Raw genomic sequence first — 17216 nt, forward strand, 5'->3', positions numbered from 1 at the left:
GGAGGCGTTGCCGGGCTGGCCGCCTGGCCGCCCCGGGCGCCAGGCGTCCTTGTCCTCCTAGCGCGGCTACTGCGCCGGCCGGCCCTTGCGGAGTACGACGGCGGCAGCCGCTCCCAGGACGAGCAGCGCCGCTGCGGCGCAGACCGGCACGAGGAACGCCGCGGAATACCCCTGGTGCTGTGCCAGCTGGCCGGCAACGGAGGACCCCAGCGCCGTGCCGGCGACAATGCCGCTTGCGAGTGCCGTCATGACGGTTCCCAGCCGCCCGGCCGGCGCCATCACCCCGCCCATCGCGAACACGGTGACCATCAGCGGTCCCACCGGAAGTCCCAGCGCCAGCAGGACGAACACCATGGACAGCATTGACGCCGGCAGCAGCAGGAGCACTGCGAGGCCTGCCATCAGAACGGCGCTGGCCATCCAGCGTGCCTGCAGGGTGAAGCGCTGGGGCCAGTAAGCAACGCTCAGTGCGGCCGCGGCGGAGCTCAGTCCCATGACGGCGTAGAGCAGCCCGGCAATTTCGGCCGTGGCGAAACTGGCGGAAAAGGAGCTCAGCCCGGTCTGTGTCGAGCCGAAGAATGTTCCCATGCACACCATGGCCAGGAACGGGAGGACGACGGCGGCCATGCCCCTGCTGCGGGCACCGCTTGTTTCGCGGGTACCTGTCTTTGGTGTTGTTGGCTCAGGGGCGGCGGAATCCGCAGCAGCCGGAGCACTCCGTCGCCGTCGACCACTCACAGGCACGGCGAGGTGGGTGCGGTGCACGGCGAAGGCGGGAACCAGCGTGAGGGTCAGTGCCGCAGCGAGCGCCAGCGGCAGCCACGGAGCGACCAGGCTCGCGAGGATACCGACCAATGCGGGGCCGAGCACGAAGGTCAGTTCGTCCGCAGTGCTTTCGTAGGACAGGGCGGCGTCCAGGTCCTCAGGACGCCCGGCCTTGCTGCCATGGGCGGTCAGGGCCATCCAGCGGACGCGTGCCAGCGGGCCCACCTGGGGGCAGCTCGCTCCGGCCACGAAGGCAGCGGCGAGGACCGGGACGGCCGATGCGATGTCAAGCCCGACGGGTACCAGGTACGCGGCCAGGATCAGGGCCAGGACGGCGGCGGTGTTGAAAAATGCGGCGAACAGCAGCACTGGCCGCTGGCCCAGCCGGTCCGCCCAAGCGCCGAGGACCGGCGCTCCCAGGGCGGAGCCAATGCCCACGGCCCCGGCGGCAGTACCGCCGACCGCATAGGAGCCCGCTACTGCCGTGACCAGGGTCAGGGCGCCGACAGTGAGCATGGCCAGAGGAAGACGTGCGAACAGTCCCAGCGGGAGAAAGCCCTTGCCGGCCAGCTGCGGCAGCCGCGCATAGCGGCTGACTGTGCGCGAGGGAGCGCAGTGTAAATCCTGCTCCGCAGGAGGGGCGGAGGATGCGGTGTCCGCGGCCGATGGTGATGCGGCGGATCCGCGCGAAAGTGAAGTGGTCATTGTTCCGGGTTCGCTCAGTAATGCGCATCGTCCCTCCTCCCGATGCGCGCGACCCGGTAACTTTTCCAGTGTAACGGAGGCCCGGGCGGCCGCTCGCCCGCCCCGGGGATCAGGCCGGGGCGGCGTCGTCGGAAATACGCAGGGTGGAACCGTTCCGGCCCTTGGCCACCTGAAGCTGGGTGCTGATCCGTTGCTTCATTTCCGGGACGTGGCTCACCAGTCCGACCACGCGGCCGCCGTCCCGCAGGCCCTCCAGCGCGTCCATCACCTGTTCCAGCGCCTGTTCGTCGAGGCTGCCGAAGCCCTCGTCCACGAAGAGCGTCTCGATGTCGACTCCGCCGGACTCGTGCTGCACCACGTCCGCGAGGCCCAGAGCCAGGGCCAGGGATGCCATGAAAGACTCACCCCCGGACAGAGTGGCAGTGTCCCTGCGCTGCCCCGTCCACTGGTCCACAACCTCCAGGCCGAGACCTGATTTGGCTCCCCGGGCTGCCTTGGCGTCCGTGTGCTGCAGGGTGTAGCGGCCATCGCTCATGCCGATCAGCCGCTCGGAGGCGGCGATGGCGACTTGCTCGAGCCGGGCCGCGAGGACATAGCTGTTCAGGCTCATGCGGTAGGAGTTGTCGCCGGCCCCGCGGGCGGCTTCGGCCACAGCGGTCAGCAGCGACGCACGTTCCCGGGGCCCCTGGCCTGAGGCGGCGAGCCGGGCGTAGTCTGCCGCGATCCGGCGCACGGTCAGCACCGATTTATCAGCAAGGCCCGCAGCGACAACGGCCTGCCGGGCGTTTCGCTCGGCAGCAGCGTTTTCTGCGCGGAGCTGCCCCGGCACGCCGGCATCGACTGGGCCGTCAGCCTCCAACTCCCGCGCAGCCAACGTGAGCTCCTCGCCGGCAAAGAGTTCGCCGACACGGGCGGCTTCATCATGGCCGGCCCGGATTGCGGCTTCGAGACGGTCCGCTTCCTGGGCCGTCAGCAGGACGGCCCGTGCCGCCGCGGCGGATTCGAAACCGGACTCGGGAAGCGCCTCCTCCAGTTGCTGCCGGGCTTCCTTGCTCCGCAGCACGGACTGTTCCAGGCCGGTGCGGGCTGCATCTGTTCGTTCCAGAAGCGCGGTGGTTCCGGCCAGGGAAGTGATGCGGTCCCCAAGGGTGGGATACCCGGCACGCAATTTGCCCAGCACCCTGTCCAAGGCTTCTGCCTGTTGCCGGACTTCCAGCAGGGCGGACTCCGTCTTCGCGACGTCGGAAGCGGTGGCCACGTGCGTTGATTCGGCGGCCGCGATCTGTTCGTCCAGCTCCGTTTGCCGTTCCCGGCTTGTGGCGAGGTCGGCTGCAGCCAGGCAGGCTTCGGCGGCGCGTTCCTTAGCCCGGGAGGCGTCCGCAAGTGCTTCATGCTGCGGCGTATCCCCGCCCTGGGCGGCCAGGACGGCGACGTGCTGGCGCACCTCGTTAAGTTCGCGGTCGAGTGCTGCAAGGATAGCTTCAGCTGCCTCGCAGGCTTCCTGCGCAGCCCTTTCCGCTTCGGCGATGGCAAGCGCGGCCGAGGCCGCGGGGGCGGGAGACGGGTGCTCCGGACTGCCGCAGACAGGACAGGGCCGGGCTGGCTGCAGCTGGGAAGCGAGCTCCGCCGCGGCGTTGGCGAGCCGCTCTTCCCGCAGATCCAGCCAGCGCTGGCGGTGGTTCTGGTGGTCGTCCCGGGCAGCGCGGTGCCGTTCGGCAACGCCTGAACTCAGCCGCACGGCGGTGCCGTAACGGCCAACGACAGCCACAAGCTCTTCTGCCGCGGCGGCTTCCTTGGTCCGCAGCTGGGATTCGGCCGCAAGCTCCTCGAGTGGCTTTAAGCCTGCGAGCAGCCCGGCTGCCTCGGTGCGCATCCCATCAAGGGCGGCGGTACCGGCCCGGCTTTCGTCCCGCAGCCGGTCCAGCGTCTTCTGCAGTCCGGCGCGGCGGGCTGTCAGCCCGGCCAGCCTCTCCTCGTCAGGCAGCCTTTCCTGGAGCACCGCGCGAAGGGACCGCAGGCGGCTGAGCTCGCTGCGCAGGACTGCGTCATCGAAGAAGGACTCTCCCTCACTGCCGCCGGCTGGGCCGCCGCTGCCGGTAGACAGGGCAGCAAGCTCGGGATCCAGAAGCACCGCGGCGTGCAATTCCTTGGCCGCCGTTACCATGGCCTGGGCGGCACGCTGCTCGGCGGCCGCGGCTTTGTCCGCGGCCTGGAGTTGGCCGCCAAGCACTTCGGCTTTGCGGTGCAGGCCCAGTTGCCGGGCTTTCCCCTCAAGTTCCGGCGCTGCGGCGTCGGCTGCCGACCGCCGAAGTTCCGCGGCTGCCAGTTTCGCCTGCCGGGCAGCCCGTGCCTCGGCGGCCTCGAGGCGGCCTGCTGCTTCGACCCGCCCTGCTTCGGCCCCGTCCGCTGCCGTATGAAGTGCCGCGGCTCGGTTTTCCGCGGTTTCCTGCAGCCAATCCAGGAGTTCCTCGGGATCTTCGGGTGCGGGGCGGTCCCCCGGCAGTTCCTGTTCCGGCGCCGCCGCTTCGGACCGGGCCTGTGCCAGCAGCAGGTCCAGTTGGTTGTTCAGGCCGGCGACTTCCGCGCGGGCTTCGGCGGCCCGCCGGGCGAGTTCCTGCTCAACGGCTTCAAACCGCTGCGTCCCGAAAAGGCTTTGCAGCAACTCCAGCCGCTCGGAGGGCTTGGAACGCAGAAAAGCAGCGAAGTCGCCCTGCGGCAGCATCACCACCCGGGTGAATTGTTCGCGGTCCATGCCGAGCACGGAACTGATTTCCGCGCCGGCTTCGTCGTTCCGCCCGGATTTCTCGACCCACTGCCCGTCAACACGTTCCCGGAGCAGGGTGTTGGCCTTCTGCTCCGTAAATCCGTTCCTGCCCCTCGCGCTGGGCCTGTTCCACGCCGGCGTCCTGGACACTTCGAAGTGCCGGCCCTTGGCGGAAAACTCGCAGGTCACCCGGGGCTCCGCGCAGGCGTCGGCGTGGTCGCTGCGCAGGCGCTTGCCGTCCTGGCGGGCGCCCGGCACAGACCCGTAAAGGGCAAAGCAGATGGCGTCCAGCACGCTGGTCTTGCCCGCGCCGGTTGCCCCGTTCAGCAGGAAGAGTCCATGCGCGCTGAGCCGGTCAAAGTCGATGTGCTCAGTGCCGGCGAAGGGGCCGAACGCGGAAATTTCGAGGCGGTGGATCCTCACAGTGACATCTCTTCCAGGCGCACGGCGTCGAGTGCTTCGCCGATGACCGCCGCCTCTGCGTCGTCAGTGCTGCGGCCCCGGACGTGTTCGAGGAAGCCGCAGCAGATGGACAGGTCGTCATCCGCCGCGGCGAGCCTGCTGCTGTAGCTCATCCTGGCGTCCGGGGCGCCGCCGTCGGGTTCGAAACCCAGCACCAGCGTGTCCGGAAAGCGGCCGCGCAGTTTGTCCATGGCATGGGCGGGGCGCTGGGCGTCCGTCAGGGTGATCTGGCAGTAGGCTGCCTCGGCCCACCCGTGTTCCTCGGCGGTAAGCAGGTGGTCCAGGGTGCCCCGCAGGACGGCGAGGGCGCGTGGCGCGTCCCACAGGACTTCCCTGACTTCGCCGATGCCGGCAGCGTCCACTTCGATGAGCCAGCCGCCTTTGCGGTGCTTCGCCTCGGAGAATGAATACGCAAGGGGTGATCCCGAATAGCGCACCGCAGGTGACAGGGACTGCCTGCCGTGCAGGTGGCCCAGGGCGGTGTAGCCAAATCCGTCGAAGAGGTCCAGCGGGACGGCCCCGACCCCGCCGATGCTGAGGTCCCGTTCGCTGTCCGAGCTGATGCCGCCGCTGGCGAAGGTATGGGCCAGTACGACGGAATGGACGGGACGGCTCGTGGCCCGGGCGGCCACATCGGCCCGGATCCGCTCCGTGGCCGCGCGCGTCACTTCGAAGTGGCTGGCCGGCTCAACGCCCAGTTGCCCGGCGACGAGCCGCGGCTCAAGCCACGGAATGCCGTAGACCGCCAGCACCGGGCCGTCCGCTGCCCCGTCCAGTGGAAACAGCACGGGCACGTCCAGTTCGGCCAGCCTCGTCCGGAGGTGCACTCCGCCGCGCTCCAGCAGCCTTGAGGCAAAGCCAAGGCGGATGGCTGAATCGTGGTTTCCACTGGTGAGCACCACCTGGGCGCCCGCATCCGTCAGCCGCACCAGGGCATCGTCAAGAAGCCGGACAACATCCACGCCCGGCAGGGCGCGATCGTAGACGTCGCCGGCGATGAGGACGACGTCCACCTTCTCCGTGCCGACAAATTCGACCAGCTGGTCAATGAAATCCTGCTGGGCCTCCAGCATGCCGACGCCGTGGAACGACCTGCCAAGGTGCCAATCGGAAGTGTGCAATAACCGCATGTTCTTAAGCTATCCGCGGGCACCGACAGTTTTGCGGCACTGACACGGCACAGCCGGGCAACTACTTTCCGCGCTTGCCGTCGAAGAACTCGCGGGCGTCGTCGTCGGGGGAACTGCCAGCAGGCTTAGGCTCGTCGCGGTCGCCGTCGGGACCGCCGTCGAGGTCGCCGTCGAGCGCATCGAGTGTGTCGGGATCATCTTCGTCGGAGTCCGGCTCCGCGGCGCCGGCTGCACCGGGCCCCCGCGCAGGCAAGACGGCGGGCACTGCGGCAGGGGTGTCTGCGAAAGTGCGGAACACGAGGCCTGCGATGGCGGCGCCCACCAGGGGCGCGACCCAGAAGAGCCAGAGCTGTTCGAGGGACCAGGAGTTGCTGAAGATGGCCGACGCGGTTGCCCGTGCCGGGTTGAACGGCGTGTTGCCGACTGCCTGTCCCAGCTGCAGCAGGACGGCCAGCGTGAGCCCGACCGCGAACGGGGCCGCGGCTTTGTTGGTGTTGCGTGCTGACGTTGTGCCCAGGAAGACGGCCACCAGCAGGGCTGCGCCCAGGACCTCGACGAGAAGCACGCCGGCCATGGGCGCCTGGATGATGGAGTGCTCGCCAAAGCCGGCGGTCACGGTGTCGAACGCTGCCCGGGTGTCTTCGATTTTGGGGACGGTCCGCAGGATTCCGAAGAGTGCCAACGTCCCGGCGAGGGCGCCCACCAGCTGCGCGCCGAGGTAAGCCGCTGCTTCCGGCAGCCTGATCCGTCCGGCGATGGCATTGCCCAGGGTCACCGCCGGGTTGAAGTGCCCTCCCGAAATATAGGCGAACGCAAGCATGGCGGCGGTGACGGCAAGACCTGCAGCCAGGGAGGCGGACAGCGGGTTGGACTGGGGAATCGTGAACAGCGGCACGCCGAGCCCGGCGATCACCAGGAACAGGGTTCCAAAGGCCTCGGCTGACAAACGGGCCACAAGTCCCGGTTTGAACGCATCGGGAGCTGCGGGCAAATCGGGGCCTGGGGTCGGGTGTGCAGGCACAGGGGAAGTCATGTTCTGGAAATCCTTTGCTTCGTTGCCCGGCCGGCGATCGCGGCGGGAGTGCGGGCGGCGCTGCACCCGGCAAGATACTGTCCGGGACATTCTGCCAAGGGAGTCTGGACGCTTGCTGAGTCCGAGCTTAGCGGCCGCGGCGCCGTCGCTGCGACTGTGGCGCCCGCTGCGGCAGCGACGCAGGCGCCGCGCGGGGTGAATTTCGCGGGGTAAATTTACAGTCATGAGCACTGAATCTTCCCGCCGGACGGCGCCGACGCCCGAATCCCGGATCCATGGCTGCCTGCTGGGCGGCGCCCTGGGTGATTCCCTCGGCTACGCCGTCGAATTTGATGACATTTCCACCATCCGGAACCGTTTCGGCCCCGCGGGGCTCCAGGATTTTTCAGCGCTCGACGGCGGCAGCCACTTTTCGGACGACACCCAAATGACGCTCTACACGGTTGACGGCATCGTTGAGGCGCTGGAGTGGGCCAATGAGGGCACCGCGGCCGACGCCAACGCCTGTGTTTGGCTCGCCTACCTGCGGTGGCTGGCGACGCAGGGGGTGCCGGTCCCGACGTCGGCACCGGCCCCGCAGCCGCGCTGGATTGACAGCCAGGCCGTCATGAAGCACCGGCGTGCACCCGGCAACGCCTGCCTCAGCGGCCTGGCGACAGGTGAAATGGGGACTGTGTACCGTCCCGTCAATCCCGATTCCAAGGGCTGCGGCACGGTGATGCGGTCGGCCCCGTTTGGCCTCATTCCGCACATCCCGGCCGGGGCGGTGTACAAGCTGAGCTCTGATGCGGCTTCCTTGACCCACGGGCACCGATCAGCGCGGCAGAGCGCAGGAACGTTCAGCCTGCTGATCCACACACTGATGGCTGACGAAAGTCTCACCGAAGCCGCCCGCTACGCGCTCGACCATGCGCGGGGCCAGGCCGACGCCGAGCCGGCACTCATTGACCGGCTGGAGCGGACGTTCCGGCTGGCGGCGGCCGGGGCGGACGGCAGCGCCGTCCTCAGCCCCGAAGACCTGGTCCGTGAGCTCGGTGAGGGCTGGGTGGCCGAGGAGGCCCTCGCCGTCGCGCTTTATGCGGTGCTGGCCACGGCACCAGGGCCGGACAGTGCGGCGGACACCGCTGTTTCAGGCACCGCTGTTTTAGGCACCGCGGTTCAGCTGCCTGAAGAGCACTTCCGCAAGGCCATTGCGCTGGCCGTCAACCACAGCGGTGACAGCGACTCCACCGGTTCCATCGCCGGCAACATCCTTGGCGCCTTTTACGGTGAGGAGTGCCTGCCGGCGGAGTGGCTGGACGCCCTGGAAGCCCCGGACGTCATCCGGGAAATGGCGGGACAGCTGATCTCGGTCACGCTCGGCTGAGTGTGATGTTGTTGCAGGCTTCGCAGATCTCCTCAGGAATGAGTCCGCGGTGCTGAAGGAAGCCGAAGATCGCGCAGCCCAGGCAGAACCCTGCGAATGCTTCCAGTGAGGCTGCCACGACCAGTACGGAAAGAAGTGTCCACGCGGCGGGTGCCAGCCCGGCGGCAAGCAGCAGCGCAGACGCCGTCGACATCGCGGCACCGATGCCCTGTGCGAAACGCTTTGGCGGCCCCGGGACCAGCTTTGCCCGGCCAAGGCGCGGCGCCAGGACCCTGACGGAAAGCTGTGCGAGCGGAGAGATCCTGGGGCCGAACAGCACGCGCAGCCAAAAGCCCGCGGCGATCAGGGCCAATCCCCAGCCCCAGCCTGTCAGCATCGTGACGGCGGCCAGCACCACCACCAGGCCAGCGGTGATCCGGGCGGCGTATTCGTTGACCGGGTTGGGGAATTCGAACACTTTTCGCCAGTAGCCGGCGGTGTCTTCGCCTTGGAGTTTGCCCATGGTGCAAGGCTAGGAGGCCTCCTGCATCATCGGAAGGATTGTTGCGCGGTATGACCCGCAGCAGACAGCAAACAGGCGAGCTACACCAGGGCGGGGGCTGCGGGCACCTGCCCGCCCACCATCTGCAGGAATTCGCCTTCGGACAGCACTTCGATGCGCTGGCCCCGCTCGTGGAGCTCCAGGACCCGCCGGGCCTTGCCGGTCAGCCGGCCGGAGCGAAGGTCAGATGCCAAAAACCCGTCGCCGACCACCAGCACCGTGGTCCGGCCGGTCACGCGGCTTTCGGGTTGTGCACCGAACTCCGCTGAGAGGACCTTCGCTTCGGGGCGGGGCATGGCAAGCTCCCCCGTGAACACCACCGTCTGCCCGAACAGCGGATGACCGGGCTCGGCACCGGTATTCGGCGCCGGATTGGCACCTTCTTCGGGCCAGCCGGACTTGAACGGCCGGGCTGGGCCGGCTCCGTTGCCGCCGGCGGCACCCAGCGCGGTCAGCGTCGCCTTCGACAGTCCGTCGCGGGATGGGTTGAAGGCAGCCTGATGGGGGACCGACAGTCCGAGTGACAGGTAGAGTTCGGCGATGCTGCCGGCGCCGTTCCGCTGCGCTATGTCGATCAGGATTCCCGCACATGCTCGGGCGTCCTCAGCGGCGTCGTGGTGGTTGACCAGCGGGACGCCCGCTTCCTCGGCCGCATAGGGCAGCGAGTTGGAAACGAGCGAATAGCACCGGCGCGACAGCATCACGGTGCAGACGTAGTCGTACGCCGGCCCCGGCAGCCCGGACACTTCCAGTCCGGAGCGGATCACGCCCAGATCAAAGGCGGCATTGTGGGCGGCCAGCACGTCTCCGCCGATGAAGGCGCCGATCTCAGGAAAAAGCTCGCCAAACCGCGGCAGGCCGGCCACGTCCTCGGGCCTGATGCCGTGGATCCGCACGTTGTGGTAGTCAAACCGGTCATGGTTTTCGGGCGGGCGCATCAGCCAGGAGGCTTCCTCCACCACCACGCCGCCGCGGACCTTGGTCAATCCCACGGCGCACGGCGAACCGCGGAAGCCGTTGGCAGTCTCGAAGTCGATCGCCGTAAAGTCCAAACCCACGGCTCACACTTTACCGTCGGCCGCGGGGTTCCCCCGGCACCGTTGGCCCGCCTGTCGCGGTGTCGGTGGTCACTGTTCCGGGCCTTGGGGAAAGCCCGACGGCGGCGGTCCAGTAACCTTGAGGGGTGAACCTACATGCGATGAGTGACTTTGCTGTGTCCGCCCTCGGGGGTGCGGGACCGGTGCAGCCGCACCTGGCCTCGTTCCTCCCCGACTGGCTCAACCCCCAGGTCTTCCTGGCCGATCCCGCGCTGGCGCCCTGGGTTGTGTTGATCGTATGCGGCATCATCTTCGCGGAGACCGGGCTGCTGATCGGCTTCTTCTTGCCCGGCGACTCCATGCTTTTCACCGCCGGCCTCCTGGTGGCCACGGACACCATCAAGTTCAACATCTGGCTCTTTGCCGCACTGATCATCGTGGCTGCCATCGTGGGCAACCAGACCGGCTACCTCATCGGTTCCAAGGCCGGTCCGGCCATCTTCAACAAGCCGGATTCCAAGCTCTTCAAACGCGAGAACGTGGAAAGCGCGCACGCCTTCTTCGAAAAGCACGGCGGAAAGGCGCTGATCCTGGCCCGGTTCGTTCCCATCATCCGCACCTTCGTCCCGGTGATCGTGGGCGTGGCCCAGATGAGCAAGCGGAAGTTTTTCCTTTTCAACGTCATCGGCGCCGTCCTGTGGGGCGGCGGCGTAACGCTGCTCGGCTACCTGCTGGGCGACCGCGTGCCGTGGGTCCGCGACAACCTGGACATCATCTTCATCATCATTGTCCTGGTCTCCGTGATCCCCGTTGGCATTGAAGTGCTGCGCGGGCTGTCCGCCAAGCGCCAGGCCGCCCACTTCGGCACCGACGCCGTGGGCGAGTACATCGAGGAGCACTCACCCGAGGAAGAGCGCAGGACGAACATGTAGCACCGGCCCGTGCCGGCACGCTCCCGCACCGGCACGACGCGCTGTAAACGACGAAGGCGCCCCGCAATGTGGGGCGCCTTTAGTCTGTCGTCCTGCGGTATGTCTGCCTGGGGTCAGGCCTGGCCTTGCCCGCCGTATTCCGCCAGCGCCTCGACGATGGACGGAAGCAATGCCCGGAACGCCTGGCCGCGGTGGCTGATGGCGTTCTTTTCCTCCGGGCTCAACTCCGCGCAGCTCCGGTCCAGGCCGCTGGGCTGCAGCACCGGGTCGTAGCCGAAGCCCCCCTCGCCCCGCGGTTCCCGCAGCAGGGAGCCTTCGAGCTGGCCGTACTCCACCACCTCGCGGCCGCCGCCGTCCGCCGCACGTCCCGGCACGGCGAGCGCGGCGGCGCAGACGAACGCGGCCCCGCGGTACTCGTCCGGAACATCCGACAGCTGGGCCAGGAGCAGCCGCAGGTTCGCGGCGTCGTCTCCGTGCCGGCCGCTCCACCGGGCCGAAAATATTCCCGGGGCGCCGCCAAGGACGTCCACCGAAAGGCCGGAATCATCGGCGATGGCCACCAGCCCGGTGGCCTCGGCCACGGCGCGGGCCTTCAGCAGCGAGTTCTCGGCAAACGTCACGCCCGTTTCGACGACGTCCGGGGCACCGACGGCACCGGCATCCACCACCTGGGTGTCGACGTCGAGCCCTGGCACCTGGCCGCGCAGCAGCTCCCGCAGCTCGCGGAGCTTGCCCGTGTTGTGCGTGGCGAGGACCAGCAGGGGGGCCGGGCCCTCCGAAACGGTCTCGCCCGGAAGGGTCACGGGGCTTCCGCCAGTGTTTCGCGCTGGATGGCTGCGAGCTGCTCCGTGCCCAGCAGGGCCAGGTCCAGCAGCTGGTTCAGCTCATCGCGGTCGAAGGGGGCGCCCTCGGCCGTTCCCTGGACCTCCACGAACTTGCCCGACCCGGTGACCACAACGTTCATGTCGGTCTCGGCGCGGACGTCCTCGACGTAGGGCAGGTCCAGCATGGGGACGCCGTCGATGATGCCGACGGACACGGCGGCGATAGTGTCGATGAGCGGCTGGGCGTTCTTGGAGATCATCTTGTTTTCACGGGCGAAGCGGATGGCCTCGGCAAGCGCAACATAAGCACCGGTGATGGCGGCGGTGCGGGTGCCGCCGTCGGCCTGCAGAACATCGCAGTCCAGCACGATCGTGTTCTCGCCGAGTGCTTTGGTGTCGATGATGGAGCGGAGGGAACGGCCGATGAGCCGGGAGATCTCGTGGGTGCGGCCGCCGATCTTGCCCTTGACGGACTCACGGTCGGAGCGGGTGTTGGTGGCGCGGGGAAGCATGGCATATTCGGCGGTGACCCAGCCGCGGCCCTCCCCCTTGAGCCAGCGCGGCACGCCTTCGGTCAGGGAAGCCGTGCACAGCACCCGGGTGTTGCCGAACTCGATCAGGGCCGAGCCTTCGGCCTGCTTGGACCAGCCGCGGGTGATGCTGATCGGGCGCAGCTGATCAGGAGTACGGCCGTCGGCACGAATGACGGGGGTGGCAATTGCTTCAGAAGTCATGCCTTTAGCTTATCGACCCCGGGCGGTGCACCGCGCGCGGCCCCGCGGCTCACACCGTGTAATGGACCCCTGCCACGGCAACAGCGACGTCGCCGTTGAACACTGGCTTGGCCTCGGCCATCACTTTGGTCTGCGACGTCCAGACCGGGATGTGCGTGAGCAGGAGCCGGCGGGCCCCGGCGGCAGCGGCTGCCTCGCCGGCACGCTTGCCGGTCAGGTGGACGTCCTTGATATCGTCGTCGCGGCCTTCCTCGAAAGCGGCCTCGCACAGGAACAAGTCAGCGTCCTTCGCCGCTTCTTCCAGCCCGACGCATGAATCCGTGTCCCCTGAATACGTCAGCACCCTGGTAACGGGAACGCCGTCGGCGGACGGTTCGGTGACCTCGACGCGCAGGGCGTAGGCCTCCTCCACGGGATGGTTCACCGCGAACGGCGTCACAGTGTACGGCCCGACAGTGACGGACTGCCGTTCGGTCCAGTTGGTGAAGTCGAATTCCTCGTGCATGCCCGGATCCAGCTCCAGCCCGTACGCCGTGGCCATCCGGTCCGCCGTGGCGGCAGGGCCCCACACCGGAATCCGGTCGCGTCCCCAGCCGCCCGGCTTCCAGCGCACGGCCACGTGGAGCCCGCACAGGTCCATGCAGTGGTCCGGGTGGAGGTGGGTGAGGAAGATCGCATCGATGTCCTCAAGATCCGTGTACCGCTGGATCGCCCCGAGCGCCCCGCTGCCGAGGTCCATGACGACCTTCCAGGTCCGCTCGCCGTCGTGCGCGGTCAGCAGGTAGCACGACGCCGGCGAACCGGGTCCGGGGAAGGAACCGGTACACCCCACAATGGTCAGTTTCACAGCCGTGATCCCCCGCCCGCGGCTCCGCCCACGAAGTTGGATATCCGCGGCCGTGCGGACGCGGCCTGGGCGGCCGCAATCATTTCGGGCGTTATTTTGGCCAGGCTGCCCGTGGGGTACTGCGCGGCGACATGGTCCACGTGCCGCACGCTGAGAACCTCGGGGCCCAGAAAACGCCGGGCCAGGGTCTCGAACTGCGCCGCTTCGCCGGTTGCAATGAAATGGTGCTGGGGCGGAGCGTCGAGGGTCCGCTGCAGGTCATGGGAAACCAGCGCCCGGTAAACGTCCTTGGCAGTCTCCTCAGCGCTGGAGACCAGTGTGACATCCTCACCCATGACGTAGGAGATCACGCCGGTGAGCAGCGGGTAGTGGGTGCAGCCGAGTACGACAGTATCCACTCCGGCTGCCCGCAGCGGCTCAAGGTACTCCCGGGCAACGGCCAGCAGTTCCGGGCCCGTGGTGATTCCTGCCTCCACATAGCTGACGAATGCCGGGCAGGCCACGGACGTGATGTGCAGGTCAGGGGCGGCGGCGAAAGTATCCTCATAGGCCCGGGAACCCACGGTCGCGGAGGTCCCGATGACTCCCACCCGGCCGCTCCGGGTGGCGGCCACGGCCCGGCGCACAGCCGGCTGGATCACTTCGATGACCGGAATCCCATAACGGGCCGTGTACCGCTCACGGGCATCCCGCAGTACGGCGGCGGAAGCGGAGTTGCAGGCGATGGTCAGCAGCTTGACGCCGGAATCGACCAGCTCGTCCATCACACCGAGGGCGTTGGCGCGGACCTCCGCGATGGGCAGGGGACCGTAGGGGCCGTTGGCCGTGTCCCCCACGTAAAGGATGGATTCGTTGGGCAGTTGGTCGATGATTGACCGGGCCACGGTCAGGCCCCCGACTCCGGAGTCGAAGACGCCGATGGGGCGCGAGCCCATGGGGCTGCTGTCCGTGCTGCTCGTGGGGGAACCCGCCGCAGCTCCCGCTGCCGGTTCCATGCTCGATGCTGAAGTCATGATTATTCGAGGATAGGGCTTCCCAGTTGGTGCGGCCATCACATTGTGTCGACCGACTCATGTTGCATAGGTCACACTTTGCGGGGCGCGCGGTCCACCCGACCTGCGTGGAAGCCGGTACGGTCAGCCGCGCGGTTCCATGGACTGGAGCATTGCCTGCACCAGCGATTCCTGCAGCCACGTGGTGAAGTTGTACACCAGGGCCAGGTAGCTCTCCACATCCTCGGCCTGGGACCAGTCCTGCATGGTGTGGACGTGTTCGGCATCGGCGTCGTCCCGGATGTCCAGCCGTTCGGCCAGGACAAGGCGGACGTCATTGAGCGCCTGGGACCAGTGGCGGGCATCGGCGGGCGAAAGAACCAGTTCGTTGGTGTCCAGCCCCAGCGCCGCGGCCCGCAGGGCGCCGATCTTGTTCTCCCGCAGGGAGCGTTCGGTGAGCTGCCGGAACTCCAGGGAGGCGGCGCCGTCGTTCTTCATCACGTTGGGCAGCAGCCGCCGCAGCGCACGGTCCGACGGTTCCTGGACGTCCATGTCCAGTCCGATCAGGGCGGTCAGCGGATCTTCGCTCGTGCTGTCCGCCGGCTCGAGCATGGAGATGACATCGTCAATCAGGCTGCGCAGCAGTTCCCGTTCGGCGGGTTCCAGATAGCCGGTGATCCCTTTAAGTCCGTATTTGAATGCCTTAGCCACGTTTGCCTTTGCCCTTGCCGGATCCGCCGTCTTTTCCGCCGCCGGTGGCCTTCTCCACCGTGGCCCACAGCCCGAAGCCGTGCATGGCAACGGCGTGCTGCTCCACCTGTTCCTTGCTCCCGTGCGCCACGATGGAACGTCCCTTCTTGTGGACCTCCATCATGAGCTTGTTGGCTTTGGGCTCCGAGTAGCCGAAGTAGCTCTGGAAGACGTAGCTCACGTAGCTCATCAGGTTGACGGGATCATTCCAGATCACCAGGTTCCAGGGAATATCCGGGGCCGTCAGGGCGTCGGTGGACGTCACTGTTCCGGTCTGGGTGCTCTCCTGGGTGTCAGGGCCGAGCGCAACGCTTAGGGTCATCTGTCCATTCTAGGGCGATGCGCACTAGAGTGAATTTCGTGAGTACCCCTGCCGGCTGGGACCATCCCCGCACGTCCTTGTACACCGACCATTACGAGCTGACCATGCTCCAGGCGGCGCTGCACTCCGGTGCGGCACACCGGAAGTCGGTGTTTGAGGCGTTCGCCCGCCGGCTCCCGGACGGCCGCCGCTACGGCATCGTGGCCGGGACGGGAAGGCTGCTGGAGGGCATCGCGGACTTCCGCTTTGGCGGCCCTGAACTGGATTTCCTCCGCCGCTCCGGAGTGGTCAACGCGGAAACCCTGGACTACCTCGCCGGGTTCCGGTTCACCGGGGACATCTGGGGTTATGCCGAAGGCGAAGCCTATTTCCCCAACTCCCCCATCCTGATTGTGGAATCCACGTTCGCGGAGGCGTGCATCCTGGAGACGTACATCCTCTCGGTGCTCAACCACGACAGCGCCATCGCCTCGGCGGCGTCCCGGATGATCACGGCAGCAGGCAACCGGCCCTGCATCGAAATGGGCTCCCGGCGGACCCAGGAGGAGTCCGCGGCCGCGGCCGCCCGCGCAGCCGTCATCGCCGGCTTCGACAGCACCTCCAACCTGGAAGCCGGAAGGCGTTACGGCATCAAGACCGTGGGCACCGCCGCCCATTCCTTCACGCTGCTGCATGACACCGAACGGGAAGCCTTTGAGGCGCAGCTCGCCGCACTGGGCCATGGAACCTCGCTGCTGGTGGACACGTACGACGTCGAAGCGGCCGTCCGCATGGCCGTTGACCTGGCCGGCCCCGACCTGGGGGCAGTCCGGCTCGATTCCGGGGACCTCGTGGCACAGGCCCAGTGGGTCCGCCAGCTGCTGGACGACCTCGGCAACGAGAACACCAAGATCGTGGTCACGTCGGACCTGGACGAATACGCCATCGCCGCGCTGCAGTCCGCTCCGGTGGACTCCTACGGCGTGGGCACGTCGCTGGTCACCGGCTCCGGCGCCCCCACCGCGAGCATGGTGTACAAACTCGTCAGCCGCACGGATGACTCCGGGGAATTTGTGTCCGTGGCCAAGGCCGCCAAGAACAAGACAAGCAAGGGCGGCCGGAAGTACGCGCTCCGCAGGCTCGACGAGCGCGGCGTCGCCACCCAGGAGATCGTGGGCGTGGGGCACCGGCCCGAAGACGACGGCAACGACCGCCAGCTCCTGCAGCAGTTCATCAAGAACGGCGAGCTGCTCCCGGGCTGGACCGGAACCGACGGCGTGTTCCGCGCCCGGCAGCGGCACATGGACTCCATGGCGGAACTGCCCGCCGTGGTCAACCGCCTGCAGCGCGGGGAACCGGCCATCCCCACCGTCTACGAGGAGAACTGATGTCACGCGCCCTGATCATTGTCGACGTCCAGAACGATTTCTGCGAAGGCGGCTCCCTCGCCGTCAAAGGCGGAGCCGAAGTGGCCGGGGCCATCAGCGAATACGTTGATGCCCACCACGGCCAGTTCGACCACATCGTGGCCACGCAGGACTGGCACATTGAGCCCGGACCCCACTTCTCGGAGAATCCCGACTTCGTCGATAGCTGGCCTCCGCACTGCGTCGCCGGCACCCCCGGCGCCGAGCTGCACCCGGACCTGGACACGGAGTACATCCAGGCCTACTTCCGGAAAGGCCAGTTCACGGCCGCCTACTCCGGCTTTGAAGGCATCCTCGCCCCAGAGGACGAAGTGCCCACGGGCGACCGCAAGCCCGGCCTGTCCGGCGAGGCCGAGCCGCTTACCGCCGGTTCATTCGCCGACGAGGACGCGATCGGCCTGGATGACTGGCTGCAGAGCCACGACGTGGAGGACGTGGTGATCGTGGGCCTGGCCACCGACTACTGCGTGATGGCCACCTCCCTGGACGCCGTCCAGGCCGGCTACTCGGTGACAGTGATCCGGAACCTGACAGCCGGGATCGCCACCGACCTTGACGACACGTACGCCGAAATGGAACTCGGCGGCGTCGACCTCGCCTGAGCTG

General features: G+C 67.7%; 16 protein-coding genes. 4 read left to right on the plus strand and 12 right to left on the minus strand.

Features of this window, described 5'->3' with window-relative positions; all coding sequences use genetic code 11:
- Positions 1-66 precede the first annotated feature (66 nt).
- The 4 genes from J7I92_RS10950 to J7I92_RS10965 form a co-directional block, all read right to left on the minus strand.
- Complete coding sequence (locus J7I92_RS10950) at positions 67-1470, minus strand: MFS transporter (RefSeq protein ID WP_214840371.1); 1404 nt, start codon at positions 1468-1470, stop codon at positions 67-69.
- A gap of 109 nt (positions 1471-1579) precedes the next feature.
- A complete protein-coding gene (locus J7I92_RS10955; RefSeq protein WP_214840372.1) occupies positions 1580-4657 on the minus strand; it encodes an AAA family ATPase in 3078 nt (1025 codons plus the stop codon).
- A complete protein-coding gene (locus J7I92_RS10960; protein ID WP_214840373.1) occupies positions 4654-5826 on the minus strand; it encodes an exonuclease SbcCD subunit D in 1173 nt (390 codons plus the stop codon). Before J7I92_RS10960 ends, J7I92_RS10955 begins: the two co-directional genes overlap by 4 nt.
- A gap of 61 nt (positions 5827-5887) precedes the next feature.
- The gene (locus J7I92_RS10965) at positions 5888-6859 is read right to left on the minus strand and encodes an MIP/aquaporin family protein (RefSeq protein ID WP_214840374.1); all 972 of its coding nucleotides are present in this window, start codon (positions 6857-6859) and stop codon (positions 5888-5890) included.
- 223 nt (positions 6860-7082) lie between these two features.
- Here J7I92_RS10965 and J7I92_RS10970 point away from each other — a divergent pair, with 223 nt between their 5' ends.
- Positions 7083-8225: an ADP-ribosylglycohydrolase family protein gene (locus J7I92_RS10970; protein ID WP_214840376.1), complete on the plus strand. Its 1143-nt coding sequence runs from the start codon at positions 7083-7085 to the stop codon at positions 8223-8225.
- Here the strand turns inward: J7I92_RS10970 and J7I92_RS10975 are convergent.
- Together J7I92_RS10975 and J7I92_RS10980 are read right to left on the minus strand one after the other, a co-directional pair.
- Entirely contained in the window at positions 8212-8727 is a 516-nt protein-coding gene (locus tag J7I92_RS10975) for a DUF4395 domain-containing protein (protein WP_214840378.1), read from the minus strand. The two genes, J7I92_RS10970 and J7I92_RS10975, sit on opposite strands and share 14 nt — an antisense overlap.
- An 80-nt stretch (positions 8728-8807) precedes the next feature.
- Positions 8808-9824: an exonuclease domain-containing protein gene (locus J7I92_RS10980; RefSeq protein WP_214840380.1), complete on the minus strand. Its 1017-nt coding sequence runs from the start codon at positions 9822-9824 to the stop codon at positions 8808-8810.
- Between the two features lie 140 nt (positions 9825-9964).
- Between J7I92_RS10980 and J7I92_RS10985 the strand changes: the two genes are divergently transcribed.
- Positions 9965-10735, plus strand: a complete 771-nt coding sequence (locus J7I92_RS10985; protein WP_214840382.1) for a VTT domain-containing protein — start codon at positions 9965-9967, stop codon at positions 10733-10735.
- A 113-nt stretch (positions 10736-10848) separates the two neighbouring features.
- On the opposite strand, the gene rdgB is transcribed toward J7I92_RS10985, so the two are convergent.
- The 6 genes from rdgB to clpS form a co-directional block, all read right to left on the minus strand.
- The gene (gene rdgB / locus J7I92_RS10990) at positions 10849-11538 is read right to left on the minus strand and encodes an RdgB/HAM1 family non-canonical purine NTP pyrophosphatase (RefSeq protein WP_214840384.1); all 690 of its coding nucleotides are present in this window, start codon (positions 11536-11538) and stop codon (positions 10849-10851) included.
- Positions 11535-12293: a ribonuclease PH gene (gene rph / locus J7I92_RS10995; protein ID WP_251039788.1), complete on the minus strand. Its 759-nt coding sequence runs from the start codon at positions 12291-12293 to the stop codon at positions 11535-11537. Before rph ends, rdgB begins: the two co-directional genes overlap by 4 nt.
- A gap of 49 nt (positions 12294-12342) precedes the next feature.
- Complete coding sequence (locus tag J7I92_RS11000; protein ID WP_214840386.1) at positions 12343-13140, minus strand: MBL fold metallo-hydrolase; 798 nt, start codon at positions 13138-13140, stop codon at positions 12343-12345.
- Positions 13137-14192 carry a glutamate racemase gene (gene murI / locus J7I92_RS11005; protein ID WP_214840388.1) on the minus strand — a complete coding sequence of 352 codons (1056 nt, stop codon included), beginning with the start codon at positions 14190-14192 and terminating at the stop codon, positions 13137-13139. Before murI ends, J7I92_RS11000 begins: the two co-directional genes overlap by 4 nt.
- Positions 14193-14276: 84 nt before the next feature.
- Positions 14277-14843: a DUF2017 domain-containing protein gene (locus tag J7I92_RS11010; protein WP_214840390.1), complete on the minus strand. Its 567-nt coding sequence runs from the start codon at positions 14841-14843 to the stop codon at positions 14277-14279.
- Positions 14836-15204, minus strand: a complete 369-nt coding sequence (gene clpS / locus J7I92_RS11015; protein WP_028270073.1) for an ATP-dependent Clp protease adapter ClpS — start codon at positions 15202-15204, stop codon at positions 14836-14838. Before clpS ends, J7I92_RS11010 begins: the two co-directional genes overlap by 8 nt.
- Positions 15205-15221: 17 nt before the next feature.
- On the opposite strand from clpS, the gene J7I92_RS11020 reads away from it, so the two are divergent.
- Entirely contained in the window at positions 15222-16571 is a 1350-nt protein-coding gene (locus tag J7I92_RS11020; RefSeq protein ID WP_214840392.1) for a nicotinate phosphoribosyltransferase, read from the plus strand.
- Positions 16571-17212, plus strand: coding sequence for an isochorismatase family protein (locus J7I92_RS11025; protein ID WP_214840394.1), 642 nt, complete (start codon positions 16571-16573; stop codon positions 17210-17212). Before J7I92_RS11020 ends, J7I92_RS11025 begins: the two co-directional genes overlap by 1 nt.
- Positions 17213-17216: the final 4 nt, after the last annotated feature.

It is taken from the genome of Arthrobacter sp. ISL-72, assembly GCF_018613755.1.
In the GTDB taxonomy this organism is placed as follows: domain Bacteria; phylum Actinomycetota; class Actinomycetes; order Actinomycetales; family Micrococcaceae; genus Arthrobacter.